Origin of the sequence: Bacillus sp. JS, from assembly GCF_000259365.1 — a bacterium.
In the GTDB taxonomy this organism is placed as follows: domain Bacteria; phylum Bacillota; class Bacilli; order Bacillales; family Bacillaceae; genus Bacillus; species Bacillus stercoris.
Map to the genome: position 1 here is coordinate 619,621 of NC_017743.1, position 22,921 is coordinate 642,541.

Below are 22,921 nucleotides of genomic sequence, written 5' to 3' on the forward strand. Positions count from 1 at the left end.
GCTTCAAAAGCTCCTTTCATTCAGAAGTAGATGTCATAGAGGACGCTGGCAGTCTATTTACTTCTATGATATTTCGTTTTTATTTCATTGCATCAACATAATGGTAAAAATAATAGTGCCTCTTTAAGCGAGTGAATGAGGAGCTCTTTTGAAGATGATCGTACCAGCATTCAAATCTTTCAGCAGATTTAAAGCCGCCTGATCAAGAGGCGGCAGATCGTTATATGTCATCTATGAATTTGATGTATCGTTTTTCGTTTGCCTGAAGGATAAGATGGTCGTTTTTAATGATGAGTAGGAGCCTATAGCGGCGTAGCCATAAAACCAGCCCATAAACACGCCGGAAAAGAGGCTGTGTCGATGGCTTATGAAAACAGAAATGACAAGACCTATTATTAAAGCAACCGATGGCACAAAAGTTTTGGGGATTTTCAATAATATTTTGAGGATTTGGGTTATCACTATGATGATTGGAATGGCTATCACAGCATCCCAAAAGTTTGTATGAATAATTGGAAAAGCCATATGGCACCTCATGAAGTGTTTATTTCTTAATTTTTACGCTAAAAGCTTGGAAAGCAGCTCTTGGATCGCATATGTTACATTTTGGGCTTGATTGGCGGAGCTTGTTTGGCTTAAAGTATTGGATTCAAAAACCAAACCTGTATTACTCCCACCGGAACCCTCTGTTGTTTTAGACACAGAGAACGGGCTGATGGAAACTGCAAATCCGTTATTAAAAACGCTGTTCCCGGATATCGAATGAATATAAACTGGGCATTTCATCATTCATCTCTCCTCTCCGTTATGACTGTTTATACAATATGGTGTGTGAGCAGCAGTTGCTTAAACAAAACGGCAAAAACTTTCAGTAAGAGACAAAAACCTGCAAAATGCCACAAGCGCCTTTTGTTAATGCAGCTTTTTAGGGACGTTTTTTTTATTTTTTTTACCAACTTCATCAAAAATATTCTGATTGCCAGACTGGGCTTGTCCATCCTTATTTATGAAATCGGGGTGAATGAGTTTTTTCAAATCCCTGACTGTTAAAGGCTTGGCGTCATCAGTTAATTCAATTCCTAATTGCCCGTTGGCCTCTAATGTCGCTATCTTAACATCTTGTATAGCCGTAACGCCGTGAAGCCTTAGCTGCATTTCAAGCTGGTCAGCTGTAAGTCTCATCTTCTTTAAGTTTTCGATATGAAGCTGTCCGTTTTCAATGACGATTTTTGCTTTTCCGGTTAACATCTTTTCAATGATGTTCGATTTCATTTGGATCCATTCCATAACGATGAGTGTGCTTGTGAAAATTGCCGCTGCAATTAATGTTTTGAAGAGGCTGTACTCGATGATTGGCTGAACGATAATCGTTCCGATCGAAATCATGACAACCGTTTGAGTTGACGTCATTTGTGCGATTGATTTCCTTCCTGAAATTCTCAGCAAAATGACCCCGGCTACAATGAGAACAAGAGATTCCCAAGTGAACTTCATGCTACCACCTGACCAATGAGGAATTAGATTTGTCCTGGGATTGGCTTTCCTTCTGGCCAATCGCAATTTAATATATCCGAAAGGCAGCCGGTTCATTCTGCTCTAAACCGAACAATATTTTTGGGGTAGATGGGATATATTAAGCCCAACAATGATATCGGCAGGAGTTTTTTGGCCAACACAATCTGGGAAGCGGGGAGCGCCATAACATGATTGAACTAGAAGTTGTCATTAGAACGATTGCCAGCTTTGGATTGCTGTTAATCGCAGAACGGATTTTAGGCAAACAGACAATTTCTCAAATGACGATTTTTGATTTTATTGCGGCGATCACATTAGGGGCGATTGCTGCCGGATTAGCTTACAATACTTCAATAAAACCGCACAATATGGCCATTTCGTTTAGTATTTTTGTGCTAACCATTTTTCTGATTTCGTTCCTGTCGATAAAGAACAGGAAGCTGAGAAAATTTTTTGCCGGAGATCCTACAGTGCTGATTCAAAACGGGAAGATACTTGAATCGAATATGAGGAAAATGCGTTACACACTTGATTATTTAAATCAGCAATTACGTGAAAAAGAAATATTTAATATCGAAGAAGTACTTTTTGCAATCCTTGAAACGAATGGTCAGCTGACTGTGTTAAGAAAACCGCAATTCCGGCATGTAACCAAACAGGATTTAATGATTGCGGTAAACCAAGAACACAGGCTTCCGATAGAGCTTATTATGGACGGAGAAATCATTCAGAATAATTTACAGCAGAATCGATTGACAGAATCCTGGCTTTTGGAAGAATTGCGAAAAAGAGACATAAAGGTGAAAGAGACCGTATACGCAGTGCTGCTTGGTAATGGGGATATTTATGTGGATCAATATAAAGACCATATATCAGCCCCTGTGGATAAGGAATGAAAGGAACCATCTTAAAGCCCTTTTTGCAACGGGATGGTTTCGACTTGTCTTGGGTACGAAATGTGGAGAAGCCCGTTTAACAGCTGAATTTGTAATAAATGAGATTCGGTGGCTTCAGGAAGCTGAATGGTTCGCTCAATTTCTCCGTAATACCGTTCACGCAGCACCACCATTTCGTCTGGAAAAACAGGCGTGAGCGTTCCTTTGATCAACAGCTGGGTTTTAGATAATAAGCGGATTGTTAATTCTTCCTCATACACACCGGGCATTTCCACAATGATAAAATTATATTCTTCATCTTGATAAAAGTCGTAAACAAACGTAGAAGCTTCGGAATCAAAAAAATGTTCCGGGGCTTTATACTTGAGCACATTTGTCCAAAAGTCACTTTGTTTATATTCATTCGTAATCTCAAGCCACTTTCGAATTTTTTCGAAATCCATATGAGATTCTCCTTAAATTTGATTTGCAATCGGCGCAGAAGGGTTTCCGATTTGGTCTTGGTCACTAACGTCTGAATCAATATTTCCAGTGTTCAAAAGTGAAGACGTAGGCGAAAGATCCCCTAAGGAAAAGTTTGCTCCAAAATATTTGCTGTTCGCAGTATGGCTGTTGTGCACAGTCGGACCGACATCTATATTTCCGTTTTGCGTGACGCCGTTGATCTTAATATTTGCGATGTTAATTTGATATGGCATAGACGAAACCCCTTTAATCTAAAATTGGCGGTGGTGCAATCGGAGGAGCATTAACATTGGATGTATCAGAGTTGCCGATAGATGTCTGGTCATTTACATCAGGATCGTTTAAGAAGTTTTCCATAACCGATTCTGTAGGTGAGGTATCACCGAAAGAAGAATTGGTCCCTTGAGATTTTTGATTGTTGGTAGGGCTGTTATAAGCAGCTTCGCCTATTGTAATTGAACCATTGCCCGAAATACTGTTGATCTTCAAATAATATAGGTTGATTACTGTAGACGGCATCCCATCACACCCTTCCATCTTTCTGTACAGTACATTATGCGCCGCTGCACCCAATTGTTCCTTGCATTTGCTGGCAAAACTCTATCTGGCCCCGGAGTGATGCTCGTTAGAAAAAAAGAATAAAGTTTGTCACAGCCTGAATGTCAATCTATTCAGTAAATACTTATCAGTGAATGAAAAGCCATTGATATAGGAATCAATGAATTGATTGAGTTATTCGAAATACATGAGACTCTTTAATAAAGGAAGCTGGCAAACAAGATCAGTTTGAAATCATTGACAAGGAAGCTAATGCCATGAAATAATACTCGCGAATAACATTACTCGTGAGTATTATTTTTTGGGGGTGGTCCTCGTTGGAAAGTAAAAAAGGACGTAAAGGAGAAGAAAGCCGAAAACGATTACTCAAAGCTGCCGCTAATGAATTTTCGATTCGGGGATTCCATGACACGAAGATAAGTGAGATTGTAAAAAAAGCTGGGTTCACACAGCCTTCATTTTATCTGTACTTTCAAAGCAAAGAAGCCATCTTTGAGGAGTTAATCACTGATTTTCACTCCCGAGTAAGAAAGCTGACAGAGTCACTTCTTCTGGAAAACGGATTACACACGGAGGATGTGTCAAAACGGGTGCTGTCTGCTGTGGAAACTGTTTTTCAATGTCTGGCTGAGGACAAGGATGTAACCAAGATCGGCTTTTTTCTCAACCCGGAAGCGAAACAAATGAAAAAAGACCTGGCGATGGTTTTGAAAGAAAACCTAGAAGCAGAACAGCGTCTTGGCTATTTTCACTCCGAGCTGGACATGGAAACGGTCGCTGAATGTTTGATCGGCATGATTGAACATTTAACCGCTTCATTTTTGTTAACCGGAATCAAAGATCCGGCAAGCCTCGCAGCAGAGGTTGTGAATCTTTTAATATACGGGATGCTTCCAAAAGGGAGTGACGTAAGATGATATCTATTATTTTGAAAGTCAGTTTGGCAGTTTTTATGCTTGTGGGAGGCATCATCAAGGTAAGCCGCGTTCCCTTTCAAGTTGAGCATTGGCGGCATTATCAATATCCATTATGGTTTCTGACTGTTACTGGCATTCTTGAAATAGCCGGGGCACTTGCTATGACAGCGGGAATTTGGAATCGGTATGCAGCGTTAGGAGCAGGTGTGCTGTTTGTCGTTCTCATGGCGGGAGCAATTCATGCGCATATTTTTCGAGCGCGGCAATCGGTCCTTATGACGATACCTGCGATGATCTGTTTGATTGTGTCTATCATGATAATCATGGTGTAACAAACCTATATGCAGGAGATCTCCTCCTCTTATTGAATAATAGAAAGTCCCAGGTATTAACCGGGTAATTGAAATAGAGCTCCATTTCTGCGTTATTCGTCCGGCATCAGCTGGGCTTTTTTTATAAAGGAGGAGTACAGAATGACATTAACTTTAGAAGCCATGACTTTGAAAGAATTCGAAGCCTTTCGCGGGATGTCCGTGCAAAATTATGCGAAACAAAACATAACGTCGGGAACTTGGACGGAAAAAGAGGCGCTTGAGAAATCGGAGCAGGCATATGAGAACATGATTCCGAACGGGCTCGACAGCAGCAATCATTATTTTTGGAACATCACAAATGACCAAGGGGAAAGAAGGGGCTGGCTCTGGCTGTATGCTGATCCGTTTCACCCGCAAAAGGAAGCGTTTATCTATTCCTTTGGATTGTATGAAGCCTTTCGCGGAAAAGGGCTGGCTCAATTGGCGCTTCAAACGCTTGATGAAAGAGCAAGAGAGCTTGGTGCGGAAAGGCTGGCCCTTCATGTGTTTGCGCACAACGAGACAGCCGTCTATCTTTATCAGAAGATGGGCTATGCCATGACCAATATACGTATGCGGAAACAGCTAAGCTGAAAAGCCGCTACGTTACCCAAACACAGCATGCCTATCTGGAAGCGGTGATAGGGGTACTATAAGTCATCTTTTTGAAAATATAAAGAAAAAGGACAACAGTTGTTGTCCTTTTCAATGCCGCTTGAACTTTCCCCATCAGTCTTTTTTGTCTTGATCATCCAGCTCTTTTATCCGTTTCGTAAGCTCGTTGAAAGCTTGATCAAGCTCCTTATACCCTTTATCATTTGGCGTCATAAAACTGAGCTTTCCCAGCACTTCTTGTCTTTCTGTCTCAAGCTTTAACCGAAGCTCCTCCCGCTCATTTCTTTCTGAAGGAGTGTCGTTTAACTGCTTTTCGATGCCGTTGTTTGAAATGACGAGTTTACTGTTTGTTGTTTTTTCGAGAAAGTAGCGGTCATGTGAAACCGCCAGCAATGTGCCGCTGTATTGTGACAGTGTTTCTTCCAGCTGTTCGCGTGACGGCAGGTCGAGGTGGTTTGTCGGCTCATCTAAAATCAGCACATCTTTTTCCTCCAAAATATATGCCATCAGCTTGACCTTTACACGCTCCCCCATACTCATATGCTTGATCGGTTCAGTCCATTGGGCGGCTGTAAAGCCTAAGTGCCTCATCAGATTTTGAACGTGCCCCCTTGCTTTGAATGTTTCATTCTCAAATAACTCTTCCGGTGTTTGTTCTAAAGGCAAATCAAACACCTCCTGCGTTAAATAGCCGATGTTCGCGGACGGCGACACCCATACACTTCCTTCTGCTGTTTCCTGTCCCAGAATGATGTTTAGTAATGTCGTTTTTCCGCTGCCGTTGGGGCCTAAGATGGCAACCTTTTCGCCGTGCTGAATTGTAAAGTTTGCGTTTTTAAAGAGAGTCCTTTCTCCAAAAGCCTTCGTTACATTCTGAACTTCCAAAAAACGTTTTCCTGTTTTGTGGGTTGTATCGATTGAAAAGCTGACTTTATATTCTGGGGTAACGGGTTCCGCCTTTGCTTTTTCCAGCTCTTTTTCAAGCCGCTTCCGCTTGGATTTTATTTGGGCATCCGTACGCTTCGCTTTTACCCGGTGATATTCTTTAAACCCCTCCTTTTTCGTCGATTGGGCGTGGGCTTTTTCCGACCAAGAAGCGAGCTCATTCATTTGTCCTTCAATTCGTTCAACCATTTTTTGCTGCTTTTCATATTCGCGCTGCTGGGTGAGTCTTCTCTTCTCCCGGAACTTCATATACCCGGAGTAATTCCCTTTGAATTCAACCAGCGTCTGATCCTCGAGGGACCATATTTTTGTAGCGGCTTCGTCTAAAAAATATCGATCGTGAGAAACGAGAATCACAGTGCCGTTATAATGTTTCAGCTGTTGGATGAGAAATTGCAAGCTTTTTTCATCAAGGTGGTTTGTCGGTTCATCTAACAGCAGCAGATCTGCATCCTCTGAGAGTCCTTTTGCCAGCCGCGCTTTCAGTTTTTCACCGCCGCTTAACTGATGAAATTCACGAAGGGGCACATGCCATTTCTCCAGTAACTTCTTTTCGGCAGGTGTCTGATTGGCAAAGGAATACGCCGCGGTTTCCTGTTCGACCAAAGCCATTTTTATATCCGCCCGAAGGATTTGTCCTTGTGCAGGGGCCAAGTCGTTGTGAATAAGGTGCAGCAGCGTAGATTTCCCAGCGCCGTTTTTGCCGATAATCCCAATGATATCTCCTTGCTGAACACTGGCATTTACGTTTTTAAAAACAGATAGATCCTTCACTTCGTAGTTTACGTTTGTTAATGTTAAAATCTCTTTCATCCATATCCCTCGCTTTAAAGGGAGAATAAAAAAATCCTCCCAAATGTGTTGGAAGGATTAGCCGTGCCTGTGCATGATCAAATAAGCTATTCTTTATAAATAGCGGTGTCGTATATATAGAAAATGGGCAGACTAATCCTATTTTTTCTGATTTGAAATATTGATTTCAAACGGTAAAAATAAGATTAGTTAATCATTGTCCACCCATCATCCCTTCTTGTTTTGATTACAAACACTATAGCATACCTTCAAATTCAAAAGCAAAGGTCATTTTCATCAAAAAAACTCCTGCTCTCATTTTTGAGGCAGGAGTTTCGAGTCTTATTGATGCTTCGCTTTTCTCACTTTATAAATCACAATCAGCAAAATAAACCAAACCGGTGTGACAAATAAGGAAACACGAGTATCCTGTGCCAGTGCCAGCACAACCAGAACAAACGCCAGGAACGCAAGAATCAGGTAATTTGTAAACGGATAAAGCGGAAGCTTGAACTTGTTTGTTTTCGCTAATTCAGGTCTTGTTTTACGGTATTTCATATGGCAGATGACCGTAATTCCCCAAATATAGATAAAGCATACGGTTGAAATACTTGTGATCAGGGTGAATACGCCTTCTGGCATGATGTAGTTTAACGTAACACCGATTAAAATCACGATAGCTGAAAAGAATAAAGCATTTCTAGGCACTTTACGCTGAGTCAGTTTCGCCATTGACTCCGGCGCATTGTGATCTTTCGCCAGGGAATAAACCATACGGCTTGTACTGAATACAGCGCTGTTGCATGCTGAAGCAGCGGATGTCAACACAACAAAGTTGATAATACTTGCAGCCCCCACGATGCCAACCGCAACAAATACTTGTACGAATGGGCTTTCGCTAGGGTTGATGACATCCCAAGGATAGATGCTCATAATCACGAGAAGAGCACCAATATAAAAAAGCAGTACACGGACAGGGATATTGTTAATCGCCTTAGGGATTACTTTTTCAGGGTTTTCTGTTTCACCGGCCGTAAGCCCGACAAGCTCAATGCCGACAAAAGCAAATACAACCATCTGGAACGAGAGGATAAACCCGTGCATGCCATTTGGGAACAGGCCTCCATGGCTCCAGAGGTTTGTGAAGCTGGACACTCCTGAGCTTGTGGAAAAGCCTTTGAAAATCATCACAAGGCCAATGACGATCAGGGCCAAGATGGCAATGACTTTAATCAAAGCAAACCAAAATTCTAATTCTCCAAAAAGCTTGACTGTCGCCAGGTTCATAATCAGTAAAATAATAAGAGCGATTAAGCCGGGCACCCATTGCGGCACACCAGGGAGCCAATATTGAGTGTAAAGCCCGACGGCTGTCAGATCAGCCATCGCAATGGAAATCCAGCAGAACCAATATGTCCAGCCGGTGATAAAGGCTGCCATATCGCCTAGATAGTCTTGTACAAAATCCACAAAAGAGTGGTAGTTCAAATTTGATAACAGCAGTTCACCCAGCGATCTCATAATTAAAAAGCAAATGATTCCTGTGATCATATAAGCAAATAAAATCGACGGTCCGGCAAAATGAATCGATTTGCCTGAGCCGAGAAATAAGCCTGTCCCAATAGCCCCGCCGATGGCGATAAGCTGGATATGCCTGTTTTTCAAGCCTCTCTGCAATGTTTGCTGATTTATATTGTCTTTCGTCATGTCGTCTGTCACTTTATGTGTTCCTCCATTAAAAATTGATTATTGAGTCAGCAATCTATTTTTAATGATTATTATAACACTAAAATTTCTATCTTTTTTACTATAAAGGGTATATGAAAGGAAATTTTAATGTGATTTGGACTATTAGCAAAAGAAAGCAGCTCCATGTAGGAGCCGCTTTCCTATGCCTATTCAGTTTTTTGCATGTACAGATAGAGCCCATAATCTGTCGGTGCGGATGCGTATCCTGCCTGCCGCAGCATTGCCGTGATATTGCCGCGGTGATATGTTCCGTGATTGACAACGTGGGGAATCAGTTCGGAAACAGTTGTTTTCATGATTCCGCCTGAGGGATTTTGAATCTGGAGGGGCTGATTGAGCTGTTCTTTTTGCTGTAAAAGTAGTGTATAACGCTCGGATAACTTCAGAAACAGGTCTTCCATTTCCTCCATTTCTTTTGCCTCTGTCTGTTCTTTTAGTTTTTCAGCTAACGCCAAAGCATCGCTCATCGTTTTGCCGGAAAATACTTCAATCCAGCCGAGATCAGAAAGGTAAACATGAGACAATACATGGGATATCGACGGAAACACACTTTGAATGTCTTGATGGTATACCTCTTTTGGAAGCTCTTTTAATCGGTTGAAGATTTGCTGATTGGCCCAGATGTTATATTGATACAATTTCAGTGCAAAATCTGACATGTCAATTTTCCCCTTTCACGGTTATAACTCCTATTATACACGAACGAGTGTTCCAGATGTTCATAAATAAAATATGTTGACAGATATAGTTTAGAGGAATAAACTAATTAACATTAATCATAAAGTTTAGCAGGGTAAACTACAATGAGGAGGGGAAGATGTTGAATGAACAAAAGCTATGTCAGGCGATAAACCTGTTTGTGGAAGTCCTGCTTGAAGGGACAGAGTTTGTGCATCGTGAAATCAATCAGGATGTCTTCAAGCATATCTCCAGAGAACAGGCAGACCTGTTAAAAATTTTAAAGGTCAAGGGCCCAACCTCTCCCGGCAGTCTGGCCATGTATCAAAATGTACATAAGAGCGCGATCTCTAACAGGCTGAAAAAGCTGCTCGATAAAGGATGGGTTGAATGGGATGACTGTCCGGCAAAAAGTGATAAGCGCTCTAAGCTTATTAACATCACAACCAGCGGTGAAAAAATTCTCGAAGAATTAGATTCCGCCATCTTTAACGCGCTCAAAGAGCTGATCGATGATATAGATGAGGAACACGTAAATTCCATCATAGAGATATTCACCATTTTAAAAAGCAAATTTAAAGGAGGAGATTCTGCCGAATGAGAGCCATCATCAAATTCAAGTGGGCAATTGCAGCCATTATATTAGCGCTTACCGTCGTATTGAGTTTATTTTCTCCGAACTTAACGGAGCTGGCCAATCAAAAGGGGCAGGCCCAGCTTCCCGCTGATGCTGTTTCAGAAAGGGCAAACGCCATTTTAAAACAAGCGGGAGAAGACAATAATTCGATCAGTGTTGTCTTTACATTAGACCACGCTTTAAAGAAAGAAACAGAGAATCAGCTCCGGACAATGATCGATAAAATCAAAAAGATCGACGGTGTAGAAGAGGTAACATCTCCTCTGTCAGCGGAAAAAGAAGTCAAAGACCAGTTGATGTCGAAAGACAAGAAAACCGTTCTCATTCCTGTCACGATTACAGGTTCTGATAAAAAGGCGGAAAAAATCGCGGACGAGATTTATCAAATCGTTCCCGATGATTTGACGGCATATATTACGGGAGCTTCCCTTATTAATCAGGATTTCGCTCACAGCTCAGAGGAAGGGCTTAAGAAAACGGAAGTGATCACAGTCTGCCTGATCATCGGTTTACTGCTGATCGTGTTCCGATCTGTTGTGACGCCTTTTATACCGATTGTAGCAGTGGGTTTTTCTTATCTGATCAGTCAATCCATACTTGGCATCCTTGTATACTATGTTGATTTTCCTATCTCGACGTTTACGCAAACCTTCTTAGTCGCGATTCTGTTCGGCATTGGAACAGATTACTGTATTCTGCTGCTTACACGATTCCGTGAAGAATTGGCAAACGGGCATGACAAAAAAGAAGCGGCGCTTATCGCTTACCGCACAGGGGGAAAAACCTTATTCATCAGCGGATTCGCGGTATTAATCGGATTTTCCGCGTTAGGATTTGCGAAGTTTGCGATTTTCCAATCCGCCGTAGGAGTAGCGGTCGGTGTGGGAATCTTAATGATCATTCTCTATACACTGCTGCCATTATTTATGGTGACACTGGGTGAAAAATTATTCTGGCCATCAAAGAAAGTGCTGTCGCACAGTGACAACAAATTATGGGCGTTTCTCGGCAGACACTCCGTTGCGCGTCCGTTTCTGTTCATTGCCATCACGGTGGTGATTACGCTTCCGTTCATCTTGACCTATGATGACCAGATATCATTCGATTCAACTGCGGAAATCAGCAGTGATTATCAATCAATCAAAGCTCTCGAGGCCATCAAGGACGGATTCGGGGAAGGAAAAGCGTTCCCGATCAACGTTGTCGTAAAAGGAGACAAAGATCTCACAACAGCTGATACAATCCCTTATCTCGGAAATATCAGCAAAGCGATCGAGAAAGTCGATCATGTTGACTCTGTCATGACCATCACTCAGCCGACTGGTAAAAAAATCAAAGATTTATATATTGATAACCAGCTAGGATCGGTTTCAGACGGGCTGGATAAAACGGTAAAAGGGATTGCCGATGTCCAAAATGGATTAACAGATATAGAAAACGGCCTGAATCAAATGGCAGGGCAAACCGGCTCGGCCTCAAATAGCGGCTCTGGCGGTTCACTGGGTGATGCCGCAGATGGTTTGGGCAAAATCAATCAGCAGCTGCAGCTCGTGAGCAAACAGATTTCCCAAACTGGAAATACCGCACAGACCGTGCAGCAGCTTACAGCAATCAGCGGACAGCTTGGCCAGATTCAAACCGGCCTTGAACAAGCAAACCAGCAGCTCTCAGGCCAGCAGGCACAAGCCGGAACATTGACAGAAAGCCTGAAGAAGCTGTCAGAAGGCGTGAAGAGCGCAAATGAAGGCCTGACGAAAGTCTCTGACGGCATTACAGCTTCCAGTGATATGTTAGAGGACATGAGCAAAAGTCCAACTGTAAGAGATACAGGCATATTCATTCCTGGTCAAGTAATGAAGGACAAAGACTTTAAGAAGTCAATTGACCAATATTCCTTTGCAGACGGAAAAGGTGTTCAATTAAGCGTCGTTCTGGATTCAAATCCGTACTCAGAACAAGCTATTACGACAATCAACCAAATCAAAAAAGCTGTCGCAAACGAAGTTGATGGCACTCCTCTGGAGGATGCCCAGATCGTGTACGGCGGAGTCACGAGTATGAATGCGGACTTAAAAGAGCTGTCCACAACGGACTTCTCCAGAACGATGGTGATCATGATTATAGGCCTGTTTGTCGTGTTAACCATTTTGTTCCGCTCCATGATCATGCCGATTTATATGATCGCGTCACTGCTGCTGACGTACTATACGTCCATATCTATCACAGAATTGATTTTTGTAAACGGCTTAGGAAACGCCGGCGTCAGCTGGGCAGTACCATTCTTTAGCTTTGTCATCCTGATCGCATTAGGGGTAGATTATTCGATCTTCTTGCTGGATCGATTTAAGGAAGAGGTGCACCTTGGCATTCAGCAAGGTGTTGTCAGGTCAATGAGCAAAATGGGATCTGTCATTATTACAGCTGCCATTATACTGGCCGGTACGTTCGCGGCGATGATGCCTTCAGGCGTCAATACGCTAATGCAGGTGGCAAGTGTTATCATTATCGGGCTCTTGCTATATGGCCTTGTCATTCTTCCGCTCTTTATTCCGGCAATCATTGCGACCTTCGGAGAAGGAAACTGGTGGCCGTTCGGCAGGAAGAAAATAAAAGAATAATAGAAAGAAGAGTGATGAGTGGTCATCACTCTTTTTTCATGACTAAACGACAAAATCAAATCAAGGGTTAACTTCAGACATGTTAACCAAAAGGTCAGACGATCGAACGGCGGCTATACTTAAAATTAAAGAGCCCGGAAAACATTCCTGGGCTCTTTGTTTTATTTCCATTCTGCAATTGTATCAATCGGCAGGCGGTAGGAAGCATAGCCTTCGTCTGCTGCTTTTCCGATAGAAAGCAGCATGACCGGTACATAACGTTCTTTATCCAATCCGAAGGTTTCCGCGATGTTTTCTTTATCGTATCCGCCGATCGGGTTTGTATCGTAGCCGTGCGCGCGTGCAGTCAGCATCAGCTGCATGGAAACCAGACCTCCGTCAATCAGGATTGTTTCGCGGTTCACCTGTGCCGGAAGCTTTTCAAAATGAGCGGTCAGCGCGGCGATTTGTCTGTCTTTGACCTCCTGCGGCATATAACCGAGTTCAACGGCTTTAGAATAGATTTCTTCTAAGTAGTCATCATTGTTCATGTCTGCAAATACAGCGATGACAGCAGATGATGTTGTGACTTGTGTTTGGTTAAAGCTTGCGAGCGGTGCGAGCTTTTCTTTTCCTTCCGGGCTGTCAATGACAAGAAAACGCCATGGCTGCGCGTTAACAGAAGATGGCGCAGTTGTTGCTTCCTCTAAGATTTCTGTCATCTCTTCTTTGCTGATTTTCACTGTCGGATCATAGTTGCGAATCGAACGGCGGCCTTTCATAATTTCCATAAAATCGTTTGTTTTGATCATGTTGATACACTCCTCTTATGCTTCAATATTGTTTATGTTGTTCCGCATGCGCCCCAGCACATCAATGAGCAGGCGGCGCTCTTCTGCGCTTACATTTGCGAGCATTTCCTTCATGAAACGCTCCTTTTCTTTCTTAGAAGACTCGATTCGCTCTCTTCCCTGATCTGTAAGCCGAACAAGGGTGATGCGATTGTCCTCAGGCTTGCGCCGTCTTGACACCATGCCTTTGGCTTCCAGCTGTTTCAGATGTCTGGTAACGGCTGCGCTATCGATATTTACTTTCTTTTGAAGGTCGCTTTGACTGATCTCATCTGCATGATAAAGCAATGTCAGCAATTCCAAACGAGATTGGCTGATGCCCGTGCATGCCTCGAACTTCACACCAATCACCTTGTTCACGCCTTGCAGCTGATATAAAATCTCGGCTTCCTCTGAACAAAATGACGCCAAAACCCATCCCTTCTTTCTGTCAAAATTATTAATTGATGTATCAATGATTGACTCGTCAATTAATATACAACGATTGATTCCATCTTGCAAGTCATATGCGTTTTTTTAAAAATTTCCAGTATATAAAACTCGCTAGGCTAGAGCTTAGCAAAAAAAGCTGGCCGTTTCTTCAGATGGCGCTGATCACGATGATTCCCCGGCCCATTCCCTTTTGAGGTGTTTGGAATATCGCTTTGCCGAGCCAGTACTCAAGCGGCTTTCATAGGTTGAAAGTTATGATACAATATACAAATGTTTCACAGCTTCAATCCATTATTGGAGCTGACATCCATTATATAAGGGATTAGGTTGAAGGGAAGGTTTGATAACATGCAGCACAATCCAACTGGAAAAGAACGCTTGGCACTGGCGTTTCTGCTCGGCATGCTTGCTATATTGGGCCCGCTTAATATAGATATGTATTTGCCAAGTTTTCCTGAAATCGCGGAAGATTTATCAGCGAGTGCTTCACTTGTTCAGTTAAGTTTAACAGCCTGTCTGGTCGGACTTACGATCGGCCAGCTGATTGTCGGGCCGGTCAGTGATGCGCAGGGAAGACGAAAACCGCTATTAATCTGTATTTTTTTATTTGCGTTATCCGCTCTGTTTTGTGCACTATCGCCCAATATTACAACTTTAGTGGCAGCGCGTTTTTTACAGGGATTCACTGCTTCCGCAGGGCTTGTCCTGTCTCGCGCAATCGTCCGTGATGTGTTTACCGGAAGAGAGCTTTCTAAATTTTTCTCGCTGCTCATGGTGATTACCGCCGTGGCGCCGATGGTTGCGCCTATGACAGGCGGTGCCATTTTGCTTTTGCCGTTCGCAACGTGGCATACAATTTTTCATGTCCTAATGATCATTGGATTTTTGCTGGTTCTTCTGATTGCATTGAGGTTAAAAGAAACGCTTCCGCCGGAAAAACGGATTCCAAGCTCAATCGGAACATCCGTCAAAACGATGGGCAGCCTGCTGAAGGATCGGTCCTTTATGGGGTACGCGTTAACTGTCGGGTTTATTCACGGAGGAAGCTTTGCATATGTGTCCGGTACGCCTTTTGTATACCAGGATATCTACGGGGTGTCTCCGCAGGTATTTAGTATCCTTTTCGGCATTAACGGCCTGGCCATTATATCAGGCAGCTTTATCATCGGGCGCTTCGGCGGAATCATTCACGAAAAAAGCCTGCTTCGCATGGCGGTCATTACGGCTATGATTGCGACGGCTGTGCTATTAACCATGACCATCATTCACGGTCCTCTTGCCACATTAGTCATATCCATTTTCATTTACATGATTACGATCGGCATGGTTCTGACCAGCACGTTCACGCTGGCCATGGAAAAGCAGGGGCACCGCGCCGGAAGTGCAAGTGCACTGCTTGGAATGCTTCCGCTGCTCCTCGGTTCGATTGTGTCACCGCTTGTTGGCATTAATGAGACAACAGCCGTTCCGATGGGAGCGATTATGTTTGTGACAGCTGTCATCGGCTCACTGGCGTTTTTTGGATTGACGAAAGAACGAGTAGGGCAGAATTCATAAAAAAACCTGACATGACGTCAGGTTTTTTGTTTTATTTAGAATAACAAGAGCAGACCCGCAATCGCCGGAGTCAAAAAGATGGCTGATTTCAAAACCACCTTTGGCATGAGGTTGGTGAATTTGGCGCCTACATAGGCACCGCACATTGTTCCGACCAGAACTTTAATCAGCAATACATAATCGACGAAACCTTCGGTGATATATCCGATGCCTCCACCAACAGCCAGAGGGATGATCACAAGCATCGTCGTTCCGACAGAATGGCGGATGGACAGATTCAGCATAATCATTAACCCGATTTGAATAAAAGGTGCCGACCCAATGCCGAATGTTCCGGAAAGTACACCTGCTGCAATTCCTAAGATAACCGCTCTCGTATACGTTGAAAGAGTGCTTTGATTCATTTGAGCCTTCTCTTTTAAAATAAATAATCTGATTAAAATAAGAATCGCTGATAAAAATAACATTCCAGCCGTCAAATAATGAAGCAAATCAGCCGGAATAAAAGATGTCAGCTTGGCGCCGAAAAATGAGCCAACCGCAGCAAAGCTTCCGACTATTAAGCCGATTTTCATTTGGATGTTGCCTTCACGATAGTGGCTGTATGCCCCTGATAAGCTGGTGAAAGCCATGCCGGCGAGAGAAGTGCCTAAAGCCGTATGGATCGGGATATGAAAAAGCAGTGTTAAAAGAGCAATGACAAAGCCCGCTCCACCGGCGCCAATAAAGCCTAAAATAATTCCGAGAAGAAACATAACAAGAATAATGAGCATATTTTTTCCTCCATTGAAAAGATGTAAAAATGTAATCGTGCGCTATTCTGGCGGAGGTATCGTGTCCTATTGACGAAAAAACACGCCGGTTTTCTAGTTGTCAGTAGTCCGTCGACCGTCGTTCAGCAAACATATCGTACCTCAAATTCTGGGATCTGACAAGGCAGTTTGTTGCTTCCCATTACCATCTGTTATATGATTTTGATGAAGAAAAGCCCTTGAATATATTCAGAAGAGGTATTATATATGGACGATTTTAAATTAGATAAGCCGACTCCCTACTACCTGCAATTTTATAATCAGCTGAAAAAAATGATCTTTAACGGGACTTTTAAGCCTGGGGAACGGATAAACGAAACACAGCTGGCCAAAAGCTTTGGCGTCAGCCGCTCTCCGATAAGGGAAGCCATGCGATTGCTTGAGAAAGATGGTTTGTTAAAAGCGGATGACCGAAATGGCTTTTCGATCACGTCATTAACGGCAAAAGATGTAGATGAGATTTATAAAATCAGAATTCCGCTGGAGCAGCTGGCAGTTGAATTGGTCATAGACGAAGCGGATGAAGAAGAGCTGACCATACTTGAAAAGCAGCTTGAAGAAACAGAGAAAGCGATTCACAACGGCACGGAAGATACGGAAATCATTCGTTTAAACCAAAAATTTCATGAGCTGCTTGTTGATTTCAGCCATAACCGGCATTTGAAAAATTTGCTTGAGCATGTAAATGATCTGATTCACTTTTGCAGAATCCTTAATTATACCGGCGACCATCGTGCAGAAACGATACTACGTGAGCACCGCAGGATATTTGAAGAAGTGAAAAAGAAAAACAAAGAAGCAGCCAAACAGCATGTGCTGGCTCATTTCAATCATGACTGTGAGCATTTGAAGCATGTGCTTGAAGAAGGAAAAGAGAATTGATTGTATGATCCGGTACCAAGGGGAAGCAGAACCCTTGGTATTTTTTTATGCATTCACCACATATCTAAGCGGCCCCGTTAATAAGATTTTATGATGGTTTGACTAACGAATAATGGGGGTTAAACATGTTTATCCATATCGTCGGGCCTGGTGATTCTTTGTTTTCGATAGGCAGAAGATACGGTGCTTCTGTTGATCAAATAAGTGGTGTGAATGGTTTAGATGAAACGAATATCGTGCCGGGGCAGGCTCTGCTTATCCCTCTTTATGTATATACAGTCCAGCCGGGAGACACGCTTACAACCATTGCGGCAAAAGCGCTTGTTCCATTAGAGCGCCTGCGGGCAGCCAATCCGGGCATCAGCCCAAATGCTTTACAAGCGGGATCAAAAATAACGATTCCTTCGATCTCAAATTACATTGCGGGAACATTAAGTTTTTACGTGCTCCGAAATCCTGACCTTGATCGGGAGCTAATCAATGATTATGCGCCATACTCGTCTTCAATTTCGATTTTTGAATATCGTATTGCACCTAACGGCGATATTGCAAACCAATTAAATGATGCGGCTGCTATCGAGACAACTTGGCAAAGGCGAGTCACGCCGCTGGCAACAATAACGAACCTTACATCAGGAGGCTTCAGTACGGAAATTGTTCACCAAGTGCTGAACAATCCGACAGCGAGAACCAATCTGGTCAACAACATTTATAACTTAGTTTCTACAAGGGGATATGGGGGTGTCACAATCGATTTTGAACAGGTGAGCGCCGCGGACCGCGATCTTTTCACTGGCTTTTTGCGCCAGCTGAGAGATCGCCTTCAGGCGGGAGGGTATGTGCTGACGATAGCTGTTCCGGCAAAAACAAGCGATAATATTCCATGGCTGAGAGGCTACGATTACGGGGGGATAGGATCGGTTGTCAATTATATGTTTATCATGGCTTATGATTGGCATCATGCGGGAAGTGAGCCGGGCCCTGTAGCGCCGATTACTGAAATAAGGAGAACCATTGAGTTTACGATTGCACAGGTGCCGAGCAGAAAAATCATTATCGGAGTCCCGCTCTACGGGTACGACTGGATCATCCCGTACCAGCCGGGTACAGTTGCTTCAGCGATTTCAAATCAAAATGCAATCGAAAGAGCGATGAGGTACCAAGCCCCGATACAATATTCTACCGAATATCAATCACCATTTTTCCGGTACAGTGATCAGCAGGGGCGCACGCATGAGGTATGGTTTGAGGATGTCAGAAGCATGAGCAGGAAGATGCAGATCGTCCGCGAATACAGACTGCAGGCTATTGGCGCTTGGCAGTTAACGCTGGGCTTTACACCGGGCCCATGGCTTCTGCGGAAATTTTTTACGATCAGAAAAGTGTAAAAAAAGACACCGCAGCTGGGGTGTCTTTTTTTGATTACGTCCAGAGCAGCAGAATAGTTCATTCATTTGTCCCTTGCATGGGGGTGCGTTCCCATCTTACGATTAGTAGTAGTCTGATCAAACAAAGATTCAGAATACGATTTGAGAGGGAGTTGTCTACATGAAGACAGTATTGATTTTGAATTTTCCTGCGGAAGGCCATGTGAATCCTACCTTAGGCATTACAAAAGCGTTTTCCGATAAGGGATATGATGTCCATTATATCTCCACTGAAAAATATAAAAAACGTTTAGAAGCAGCGGGAGCAACTGTCCATCTTCACAGGGATCTGCTGAGAACAACACCTATTCATGTCGGTTCGCCCAATGGCATTCTTGAATTCGTCAAAATCCATATCAAAACGTCATTGGACATTTTACAGATTGTCAAAGATTTATCTAAGAGCATTCAATTTGATTTTGTTTATTATGATAAATTCGGCGCGGGGGAATTGGTGAGGGATTACTTAGATATTCCAGGAGTCTCTTCATCGGCGTCTTTCCTGTTTGGCGAGGAGCATCTGAAAATCCTGCCGCTGCATCCGGAGTCTGGAGCGCCGCTTGAATTGGATCAAGAGTGCGAAGACCTTTTGGCAAAAATGAAAGAAACGTACGGTGTTGCCCCGAAAAACCTGGTTCAATTCATGAACAATAAAGGGGAATTGAACGTAGTGTATACAAGCCGTTATTTTCAGCCGGAAAGTGATCGTTTCGGGGACGAGTGTCTGTTTATCGGCCCAAGCTTTCCAAAGAGAGCGGAAAAAACAGATTTCCCGATAGAACAGTTAAAAGATGAAAAGGTCATTTATATTTCAATGGGGACTGTACTGGATCATACAGAGGAATTCTTCAACCTTTGTATCGATGCATTTTCCGCCTTTAACGGAAAAGTCGTCATCGCTGCTGGAGAAAAAGCGAACTTGACCAAATTAAAGCAGGCCCCGGAAAACTTTATCATTGCTCCGTATGTCCCTCAGCTGGAAGTGCTGGAGCAATCGGATGTTTTCATTACACACGGCGGAATGAACAGCGTAAACGAAGGGATTCATTTCAGCGTGCCACTGGTTGTCATGCCTCATGACAAGGACCAGCCGATGGTGGCGCAGCGTCTCTCTGAACTCCAAGCAGGCTATGTCGTCTCTAAAGATGAAGTCAATGTCCAACTATTAAAACAGGCTGTAGATGAGGTTTTACACAACGATCAGTATACGGCAGGCATTAAAAAAATCAATCAAAGCTTCAAAGAGTGCATGGAGATGGAAGAAGTGATGGAGCGGATTGATGAATTGATTCGCCAAAAAAACAAATAAGAAAAAGAACTCCCGTACCTTGTACGGGAGTTCTTGATTTAAAACTTGATTTTGATTTTTTGAGCATCGCTGATTTTCTTATGGTTATGGTCAAAGACGTCACTTGTCGTGATTTCGATCCACTTGATCTCTTTTGTTTTCTTCTCAGCATCCGCGGCCTTATCATGAGCATGGCCGCTTGATGCGTTCACAATAAAGCCGAGATTTCCGGACTTTTCGGCGCCGCCTTCCAATTCGCCGTTTAACTCTTCAAGATAAATATCTTTGTTCCAATCAAAGGTTTCACCCGTATTTGTTTTCATCAAGGCAATCGGCGCAACATTTACTTTTTTTGAAGAGGTGTTCTTGATATCAACGAAAACTTTAACGAAATCAAACTCTTCATCATGTGTTAACTCATGAAAGTAATCAATCATGCTGTAGTCCGGGCGCAAGTGGATCAGCTTCATTTCTTTTACTGTTAACTCCACGTCGCCAATCTTATAGGTTTTGTTCACTTGTTTGATATCTTTTAAGACAGCTTTTCCTTTATCATCTGAAAACGTTTGGCCGACCTTAAGCAATGACCGGTCATCAGTTACCTGGGAATTAGGTTGATAATTATCTGTGCTGTCCTTCTGGGATGAAGTGCTTTGCGGCTCAGCTTTTACTGTTTTCTCCCCGCCTGCATGCTGTTTTTCAGTACTGGCGTTTGATGAGCAGCCTGCAAGCATGATGGCAAAAACCAAAATTGAAAGAATTCTTCTCATGATGATTCCTCCATTAAAAAGAAATCCCGTTACTTCATACAAGCAACGGGATATCTTGTATTCTTTTACTTATCGTTAATCTTAATGTTGTATTGTAAAGCCTTGAAGACATTTTTGGCGATTTCTGTATTGTCGATTTGGCCGGCAAATGTCTCACTAGACGGACCGTATGCATAGACGGGAACATCTTCACCGGTATGTCCGCCTGTTGTCCATCCAGTGTGAGAGCGTTTATTAAAAATGTTCTCGATTGCGTTATCGATATCCAGCACTTCCTTCGATTTTGCTGCTTCTTCGACAGATTGAATTTCGGCTTTTGTTAAAGCCAATTTCTTTTGATTGATATAGGTTTTCAAAGTTTTTCCAACATCCGCGCCGTCAGCGATCTTTTCTGCCATAAAGTCTGGTGTGCGCTTTGCGGCTTTAATGGGTTCACTGAACCAATTGTAGATGCCGTCCGCACCGATGGAATATCCGCCGGTTGAGTGGTCAGCCGTTGCGACAACCAATGTGTGCTTGTCTTTTTTGGCGAAATCAATAGCCGCCTTATAAGCTTGTTCGAAGTCTTCCATCTCGCTCATGGCGCCGACGATATCATTGTCATGGCCCGCCCAGTCAATTTGGCTGCCTTCCACCATGAGGAAGAATCCGTCTTTATCCTTGTTTAATTTTTTAATGGCTGTGTTTGTCATATCTTTAAGTGATGGAATATCCTTCGTCCGGTCAATCTTTTTAGGCAGGCCGCCGTCAGCGAATAGACCGAGAACTTGGCTGTCTTTGTTTTTCAGCATGTCCTTACGGTTATCCACGTAGCTGTATCCCGCTTTTTTGAATTCCTTGATCAAATTACGGTCCTTACGGTCAAAATTGCTCTTTCCTCCGCCTAGAAGGACATCAATTTTGTGCTTGCCGTTGACCATCTCATCAAAATAATCATCCGCAATTGAGTTCATATTTTTTCGGCTGTGGTCGTGTGACCCGAAAGAGGCCGGAGTGGCGTGTGTAATTTCTGAAGTAGCCACAAGTCCTGTTGCTTTTCCTTTTTCTTTCGCAGCTTCAAGCACCGTTTTGGCCTCTGACCCGTCGTTATCCACGGCTATAGCACTATTATATGTTTTAATTCCCGCAGACATAGCCGTTGCCGCCGCTGCAGAATCCGTTACATTTTGTTCTGGATCATCGGGGTAAGTTGTTTGCTGGCCGACAAGATACTGATCAAAAGCAGTAGGCTCCACAGCTTTTGTCTTTTTATTATCCTTTAAGTATCGATAAGCAGACGTATAAGACACACCCATACCATCACCAATCAGAACAATAACATTCTTAATTTCGTCTTGGTTCCCCTTTTTCTTTTCCTGGGCGCTGGCTTCAGGCACACTGCCGCCGGCTAAGCTGCTGAACGCAATCGATGATAGAACTGCGATAGGCAGTAATTTCTTCGGGAATTTTTTCAACTGGATAACCTCCTAAAATGGTTAAATCTCAATGACAACCCAATTATATTTTTAAACTGTTAAGCTGGTATTAATCGATTTTAAAGATTGGGTTTACAAGAATCTGCTATCAAAAGAATGGTTCTTCTTTTATGAGAAGTTTTAGAAGGAAAGAGAGATAGTACTAAAGAATAAATTGGAGATACTGGCCGTGGGTAGGTAAACTGAAATCTGCTATAGTCGCATAGAACTTCTCTGAACGGCATCATTTATTTAGGAGGGAACAATATGGATGTTTTTTCTGAGTATATAGAAGGGATTGATGACCCGCTCCACCGCGAAAGAACCGAAGAGGTGTTGACTTGGATAATAAATAAATATCCAAATTTACATACAGAAATAAAATGGAACCAACCGATGTTTACGGATCACGGTACATTTATTATTGGTTTTAGTGTTTCTAAAAAGCATTTAGCTGTCGCTCCAGAAAAAGTAACGATAGCGCACGTAAAGGATGATATTGTGAAGGCCGGATATGACCACACCGAGCAGCTAATACGTATCCCCTGGAACGGTCCAGTTGATTACACGCTACTTGAGAAAATGATTGAGTTTAATATTCGGGATAAGGCGGACTGCTCCACTTTTTGGCGGAAATGAAAAAAGTAGAAAAGGCATAACATATTAGCTGTTTAAAATATGCTACGTCTTTTCATTTGTCTTTTTTTTAATTTTGATCATCTATTGCTGCT

At 42.9% G+C, this 22,921-nt stretch carries 24 protein-coding genes and 1 pseudogene; 11 read left to right on the forward strand and 14 right to left on the reverse strand.

From position 1 onward, the window contains the following. Positions 1-231 precede the first annotated feature (231 nt). The 3 genes from MY9_RS21835 to MY9_RS03230 all read right to left on the reverse strand — a co-directional run bounded on the left by MY9_RS21835 (position 232) and on the right by MY9_RS03230 (position 1,494). Complete coding sequence (locus MY9_RS21835; RefSeq protein ID WP_014662968.1) at positions 232-525, reverse strand: hypothetical protein; 294 nt, start codon at positions 523-525, stop codon at positions 232-234. Positions 526-558: 33 nt separating this feature from the next. Next, positions 559-789 (reverse strand): spore germination protein, encoded by a 231-nt coding sequence (locus MY9_RS03225; protein WP_014662969.1) that lies wholly within the window; start codon positions 787-789, stop codon positions 559-561. 123 nt (positions 790-912) lie between these two features. Further along, complete coding sequence (locus tag MY9_RS03230; protein WP_014662970.1) at positions 913-1,494, reverse strand: DUF421 domain-containing protein; 582 nt, start codon at positions 1,492-1,494, stop codon at positions 913-915. 209 nt (positions 1,495-1,703) lie between these two features. Between MY9_RS03230 and MY9_RS03235 the strand changes: the two genes are divergently transcribed. After that, entirely contained in the window at positions 1,704-2,411 is a 708-nt protein-coding gene (locus tag MY9_RS03235) for a DUF421 domain-containing protein (RefSeq protein WP_014662971.1), read from the forward strand. 11 nt (positions 2,412-2,422) lie between these two features. On the opposite strand, the gene cotP is transcribed toward MY9_RS03235, so the two are convergent. Genes cotP through MY9_RS03250 form a run of 3 tightly spaced genes read right to left on the reverse strand, consistent with a single transcriptional unit; the run spans position 2,423 to position 3,395 of the window. Further along, the gene (gene cotP / locus MY9_RS03240) at positions 2,423-2,854 is read right to left on the reverse strand and encodes a spore coat protein CotP (RefSeq protein ID WP_014662972.1); all 432 of its coding nucleotides are present in this window, start codon (positions 2,852-2,854) and stop codon (positions 2,423-2,425) included. A gap of 12 nt (positions 2,855-2,866) precedes the next feature. After that, positions 2,867-3,109 carry a spore germination protein gene (locus MY9_RS03245; RefSeq protein WP_014478992.1) on the reverse strand — a complete coding sequence of 81 codons (243 nt, stop codon included), beginning with the start codon at positions 3,107-3,109 and terminating at the stop codon, positions 2,867-2,869. Positions 3,110-3,122: 13 nt separating this feature from the next. Further along, positions 3,123-3,395 carry a spore germination protein gene (locus MY9_RS03250; protein ID WP_003243854.1) on the reverse strand — a complete coding sequence of 91 codons (273 nt, stop codon included), beginning with the start codon at positions 3,393-3,395 and terminating at the stop codon, positions 3,123-3,125. Positions 3,396-3,751: 356 nt separating this feature from the next. Between MY9_RS03250 and MY9_RS03255 the strand changes: the two genes are divergently transcribed. The 3 genes from MY9_RS03255 to MY9_RS03265 all read left to right on the forward strand — a co-directional run bounded on the left by MY9_RS03255 (position 3,752) and on the right by MY9_RS03265 (position 5,298). Then, the gene (locus MY9_RS03255) at positions 3,752-4,351 is read left to right on the forward strand and encodes a TetR/AcrR family transcriptional regulator (protein ID WP_014662973.1); all 600 of its coding nucleotides are present in this window, start codon (positions 3,752-3,754) and stop codon (positions 4,349-4,351) included. Further along, positions 4,348-4,683: a DoxX family protein gene (locus MY9_RS03260; protein ID WP_014662974.1), complete on the forward strand. Its 336-nt coding sequence runs from the start codon at positions 4,348-4,350 to the stop codon at positions 4,681-4,683. The genes MY9_RS03255 and MY9_RS03260 overlap by 4 nt, the downstream gene beginning before the upstream one ends. Positions 4,684-4,824: 141 nt before the next feature. Next, complete coding sequence (locus MY9_RS03265) at positions 4,825-5,298, forward strand: GNAT family N-acetyltransferase (RefSeq protein ID WP_014662975.1); 474 nt, start codon at positions 4,825-4,827, stop codon at positions 5,296-5,298. 135 nt (positions 5,299-5,433) lie between these two features. Here MY9_RS03265 and vmlR read toward each other — a convergent pair whose 3' ends face one another. The 3 genes from vmlR to dinB all read right to left on the reverse strand — a co-directional run bounded on the left by vmlR (position 5,434) and on the right by dinB (position 9,464). Next, a complete protein-coding gene (gene vmlR / locus MY9_RS03270; protein WP_014662976.1) occupies positions 5,434-7,077 on the reverse strand; it encodes an ABC-F type ribosomal protection protein VmlR in 1,644 nt (547 codons plus the stop codon). A 321-nt stretch (positions 7,078-7,398) separates the two neighbouring features. Continuing rightward, a complete protein-coding gene (locus MY9_RS03275; RefSeq protein ID WP_014475969.1) occupies positions 7,399-8,775 on the reverse strand; it encodes an amino acid permease in 1,377 nt (458 codons plus the stop codon). A 176-nt stretch (positions 8,776-8,951) separates the two neighbouring features. Beyond that, positions 8,952-9,464, reverse strand: a complete 513-nt coding sequence (gene dinB / locus MY9_RS03280) for a damage-inducible protein DinB (protein WP_014662978.1) — start codon at positions 9,462-9,464, stop codon at positions 8,952-8,954. Between the two features lie 161 nt (positions 9,465-9,625). On the opposite strand from dinB, the gene MY9_RS03285 reads away from it, so the two are divergent. Further along, complete coding sequence (locus MY9_RS03285; protein ID WP_040084379.1) at positions 9,626-10,084, forward strand: MarR family transcriptional regulator; 459 nt, start codon at positions 9,626-9,628, stop codon at positions 10,082-10,084. Beyond that, positions 10,081-12,738 (forward strand): MMPL family transporter, encoded by a 2,658-nt coding sequence (locus tag MY9_RS03290; RefSeq protein WP_014662980.1) that lies wholly within the window; start codon positions 10,081-10,083, stop codon positions 12,736-12,738. Before MY9_RS03285 ends, MY9_RS03290 begins: the two co-directional genes overlap by 4 nt. A 161-nt stretch (positions 12,739-12,899) precedes the next feature. Here MY9_RS03290 and MY9_RS03295 read toward each other — a convergent pair whose 3' ends face one another. Next, entirely contained in the window at positions 12,900-13,529 is a 630-nt protein-coding gene (locus tag MY9_RS03295) for a nitroreductase family protein (RefSeq protein ID WP_014662981.1), read from the reverse strand. Positions 13,530-13,544: 15 nt separating this feature from the next. Continuing rightward, positions 13,545-14,038 (reverse strand): annotated as a pseudogene (locus MY9_RS03300) (MarR family transcriptional regulator). A gap of 310 nt (positions 14,039-14,348) precedes the next feature. Between MY9_RS03300 and MY9_RS03305 the strand changes: the two are divergent. Then, positions 14,349-15,557 carry an MFS transporter gene (locus tag MY9_RS03305; protein ID WP_014662983.1) on the forward strand — a complete coding sequence of 403 codons (1,209 nt, stop codon included), beginning with the start codon at positions 14,349-14,351 and terminating at the stop codon, positions 15,555-15,557. A gap of 35 nt (positions 15,558-15,592) precedes the next feature. On the opposite strand, the gene MY9_RS03310 is transcribed toward MY9_RS03305, so the two are convergent. After that, positions 15,593-16,330: a sulfite exporter TauE/SafE family protein gene (locus tag MY9_RS03310; protein WP_014662984.1), complete on the reverse strand. Its 738-nt coding sequence runs from the start codon at positions 16,328-16,330 to the stop codon at positions 15,593-15,595. Between the two features lie 246 nt (positions 16,331-16,576). On the opposite strand from MY9_RS03310, the gene MY9_RS03315 reads away from it, so the two are divergent. The 3 genes from MY9_RS03315 (at position 16,577) to MY9_RS03325 (ending at position 19,987) form a co-directional block, all read left to right on the forward strand. Then, the gene (locus MY9_RS03315) at positions 16,577-17,251 is read left to right on the forward strand and encodes a GntR family transcriptional regulator (RefSeq protein WP_003234129.1); all 675 of its coding nucleotides are present in this window, start codon (positions 16,577-16,579) and stop codon (positions 17,249-17,251) included. A gap of 125 nt (positions 17,252-17,376) precedes the next feature. Beyond that, the gene (locus tag MY9_RS03320; protein ID WP_014662985.1) at positions 17,377-18,639 is read left to right on the forward strand and encodes a glycoside hydrolase family 18 protein; all 1,263 of its coding nucleotides are present in this window, start codon (positions 17,377-17,379) and stop codon (positions 18,637-18,639) included. A 160-nt stretch (positions 18,640-18,799) separates the two neighbouring features. After that, positions 18,800-19,987, forward strand: coding sequence for a macrolide family glycosyltransferase (locus MY9_RS03325; protein ID WP_014662986.1), 1,188 nt, complete (start codon positions 18,800-18,802; stop codon positions 19,985-19,987). 38 nt (positions 19,988-20,025) lie between these two features. On the opposite strand, the gene MY9_RS03330 is transcribed toward MY9_RS03325, so the two are convergent. Together MY9_RS03330 and phoB are read right to left on the reverse strand one after the other, a co-directional pair. Beyond that, positions 20,026-20,736 carry a membrane lipoprotein lipid attachment site-containing protein gene (locus tag MY9_RS03330; RefSeq protein ID WP_014662987.1) on the reverse strand — a complete coding sequence of 237 codons (711 nt, stop codon included), beginning with the start codon at positions 20,734-20,736 and terminating at the stop codon, positions 20,026-20,028. Positions 20,737-20,801: 65 nt separating this feature from the next. Beyond that, a complete protein-coding gene (gene phoB / locus MY9_RS03335; RefSeq protein ID WP_014662988.1) occupies positions 20,802-22,190 on the reverse strand; it encodes an alkaline phosphatase PhoB in 1,389 nt (462 codons plus the stop codon). A gap of 267 nt (positions 22,191-22,457) precedes the next feature. On the opposite strand from phoB, the gene MY9_RS03340 reads away from it, so the two are divergent. After that, the gene (locus tag MY9_RS03340; protein ID WP_014662989.1) at positions 22,458-22,829 is read left to right on the forward strand and encodes an iron chaperone; all 372 of its coding nucleotides are present in this window, start codon (positions 22,458-22,460) and stop codon (positions 22,827-22,829) included. Positions 22,830-22,921 lie beyond the last annotated feature (92 nt).

What these genes read in the sequence shown, in the direction of transcription:
- MY9_RS03230 (WP_014662970.1), bottom strand. Translation starts at nt 1,494, where the DNA reads ATGAAGTTCACTTGGGAATCTCTTGTTCTCATTGTAGCCGGGGTCATT.
- MY9_RS03320 (WP_014662985.1), top strand. Translation starts at nt 17,377, where the DNA reads ATGTTTATCCATATCGTCGGGCCTGGTGATTCTTTGTTTTCGATAGGC.
- MY9_RS03265 (WP_014662975.1), top strand. Translation starts at nt 4,825, where the DNA reads ATGACATTAACTTTAGAAGCCATGACTTTGAAAGAATTCGAAGCCTTT.
- MY9_RS03235 (WP_014662971.1), top strand. Translation starts at nt 1,704, where the DNA reads ATGATTGAACTAGAAGTTGTCATTAGAACGATTGCCAGCTTTGGATTG.
- MY9_RS21835 (WP_014662968.1), bottom strand. Translation starts at nt 525, where the DNA reads ATGGCTTTTCCAATTATTCATACAAACTTTTGGGATGCTGTGATAGCC.
- MY9_RS03245 (WP_014478992.1), bottom strand. Translation starts at nt 3,109, where the DNA reads ATGCCATATCAAATTAACATCGCAAATATTAAGATCAACGGCGTCACG.
- MY9_RS03225 (WP_014662969.1), bottom strand. Translation starts at nt 789, where the DNA reads ATGATGAAATGCCCAGTTTATATTCATTCGATATCCGGGAACAGCGTT.
- MY9_RS03260 (WP_014662974.1), top strand. Translation starts at nt 4,348, where the DNA reads ATGATATCTATTATTTTGAAAGTCAGTTTGGCAGTTTTTATGCTTGTG.
- MY9_RS03290 (WP_014662980.1), top strand. Translation starts at nt 10,081, where the DNA reads ATGAGAGCCATCATCAAATTCAAGTGGGCAATTGCAGCCATTATATTA.
- MY9_RS03325 (WP_014662986.1), top strand. Translation starts at nt 18,800, where the DNA reads ATGAAGACAGTATTGATTTTGAATTTTCCTGCGGAAGGCCATGTGAAT.
- MY9_RS03305 (WP_014662983.1), top strand. Translation starts at nt 14,349, where the DNA reads ATGCAGCACAATCCAACTGGAAAAGAACGCTTGGCACTGGCGTTTCTG.
- cotP (WP_014662972.1), bottom strand. Translation starts at nt 2,854, where the DNA reads ATGGATTTCGAAAAAATTCGAAAGTGGCTTGAGATTACGAATGAATAT.
- dinB (WP_014662978.1), bottom strand. Translation starts at nt 9,464, where the DNA reads ATGTCAGATTTTGCACTGAAATTGTATCAATATAACATCTGGGCCAAT.
- MY9_RS03330 (WP_014662987.1), bottom strand. Translation starts at nt 20,736, where the DNA reads ATGAGAAGAATTCTTTCAATTTTGGTTTTTGCCATCATGCTTGCAGGC.
- MY9_RS03315 (WP_003234129.1), top strand. Translation starts at nt 16,577, where the DNA reads ATGGACGATTTTAAATTAGATAAGCCGACTCCCTACTACCTGCAATTT.
- MY9_RS03250 (WP_003243854.1), bottom strand. Translation starts at nt 3,395, where the DNA reads ATGCCGTCTACAGTAATCAACCTATATTATTTGAAGATCAACAGTATT.
- MY9_RS03295 (WP_014662981.1), bottom strand. Translation starts at nt 13,529, where the DNA reads ATGATCAAAACAAACGATTTTATGGAAATTATGAAAGGCCGCCGTTCG.
- MY9_RS03340 (WP_014662989.1), top strand. Translation starts at nt 22,458, where the DNA reads ATGGATGTTTTTTCTGAGTATATAGAAGGGATTGATGACCCGCTCCAC.
- vmlR (WP_014662976.1), bottom strand. Translation starts at nt 7,077, where the DNA reads ATGAAAGAGATTTTAACATTAACAAACGTAAACTACGAAGTGAAGGAT.
- MY9_RS03310 (WP_014662984.1), bottom strand. Translation starts at nt 16,330, where the DNA reads ATGCTCATTATTCTTGTTATGTTTCTTCTCGGAATTATTTTAGGCTTT.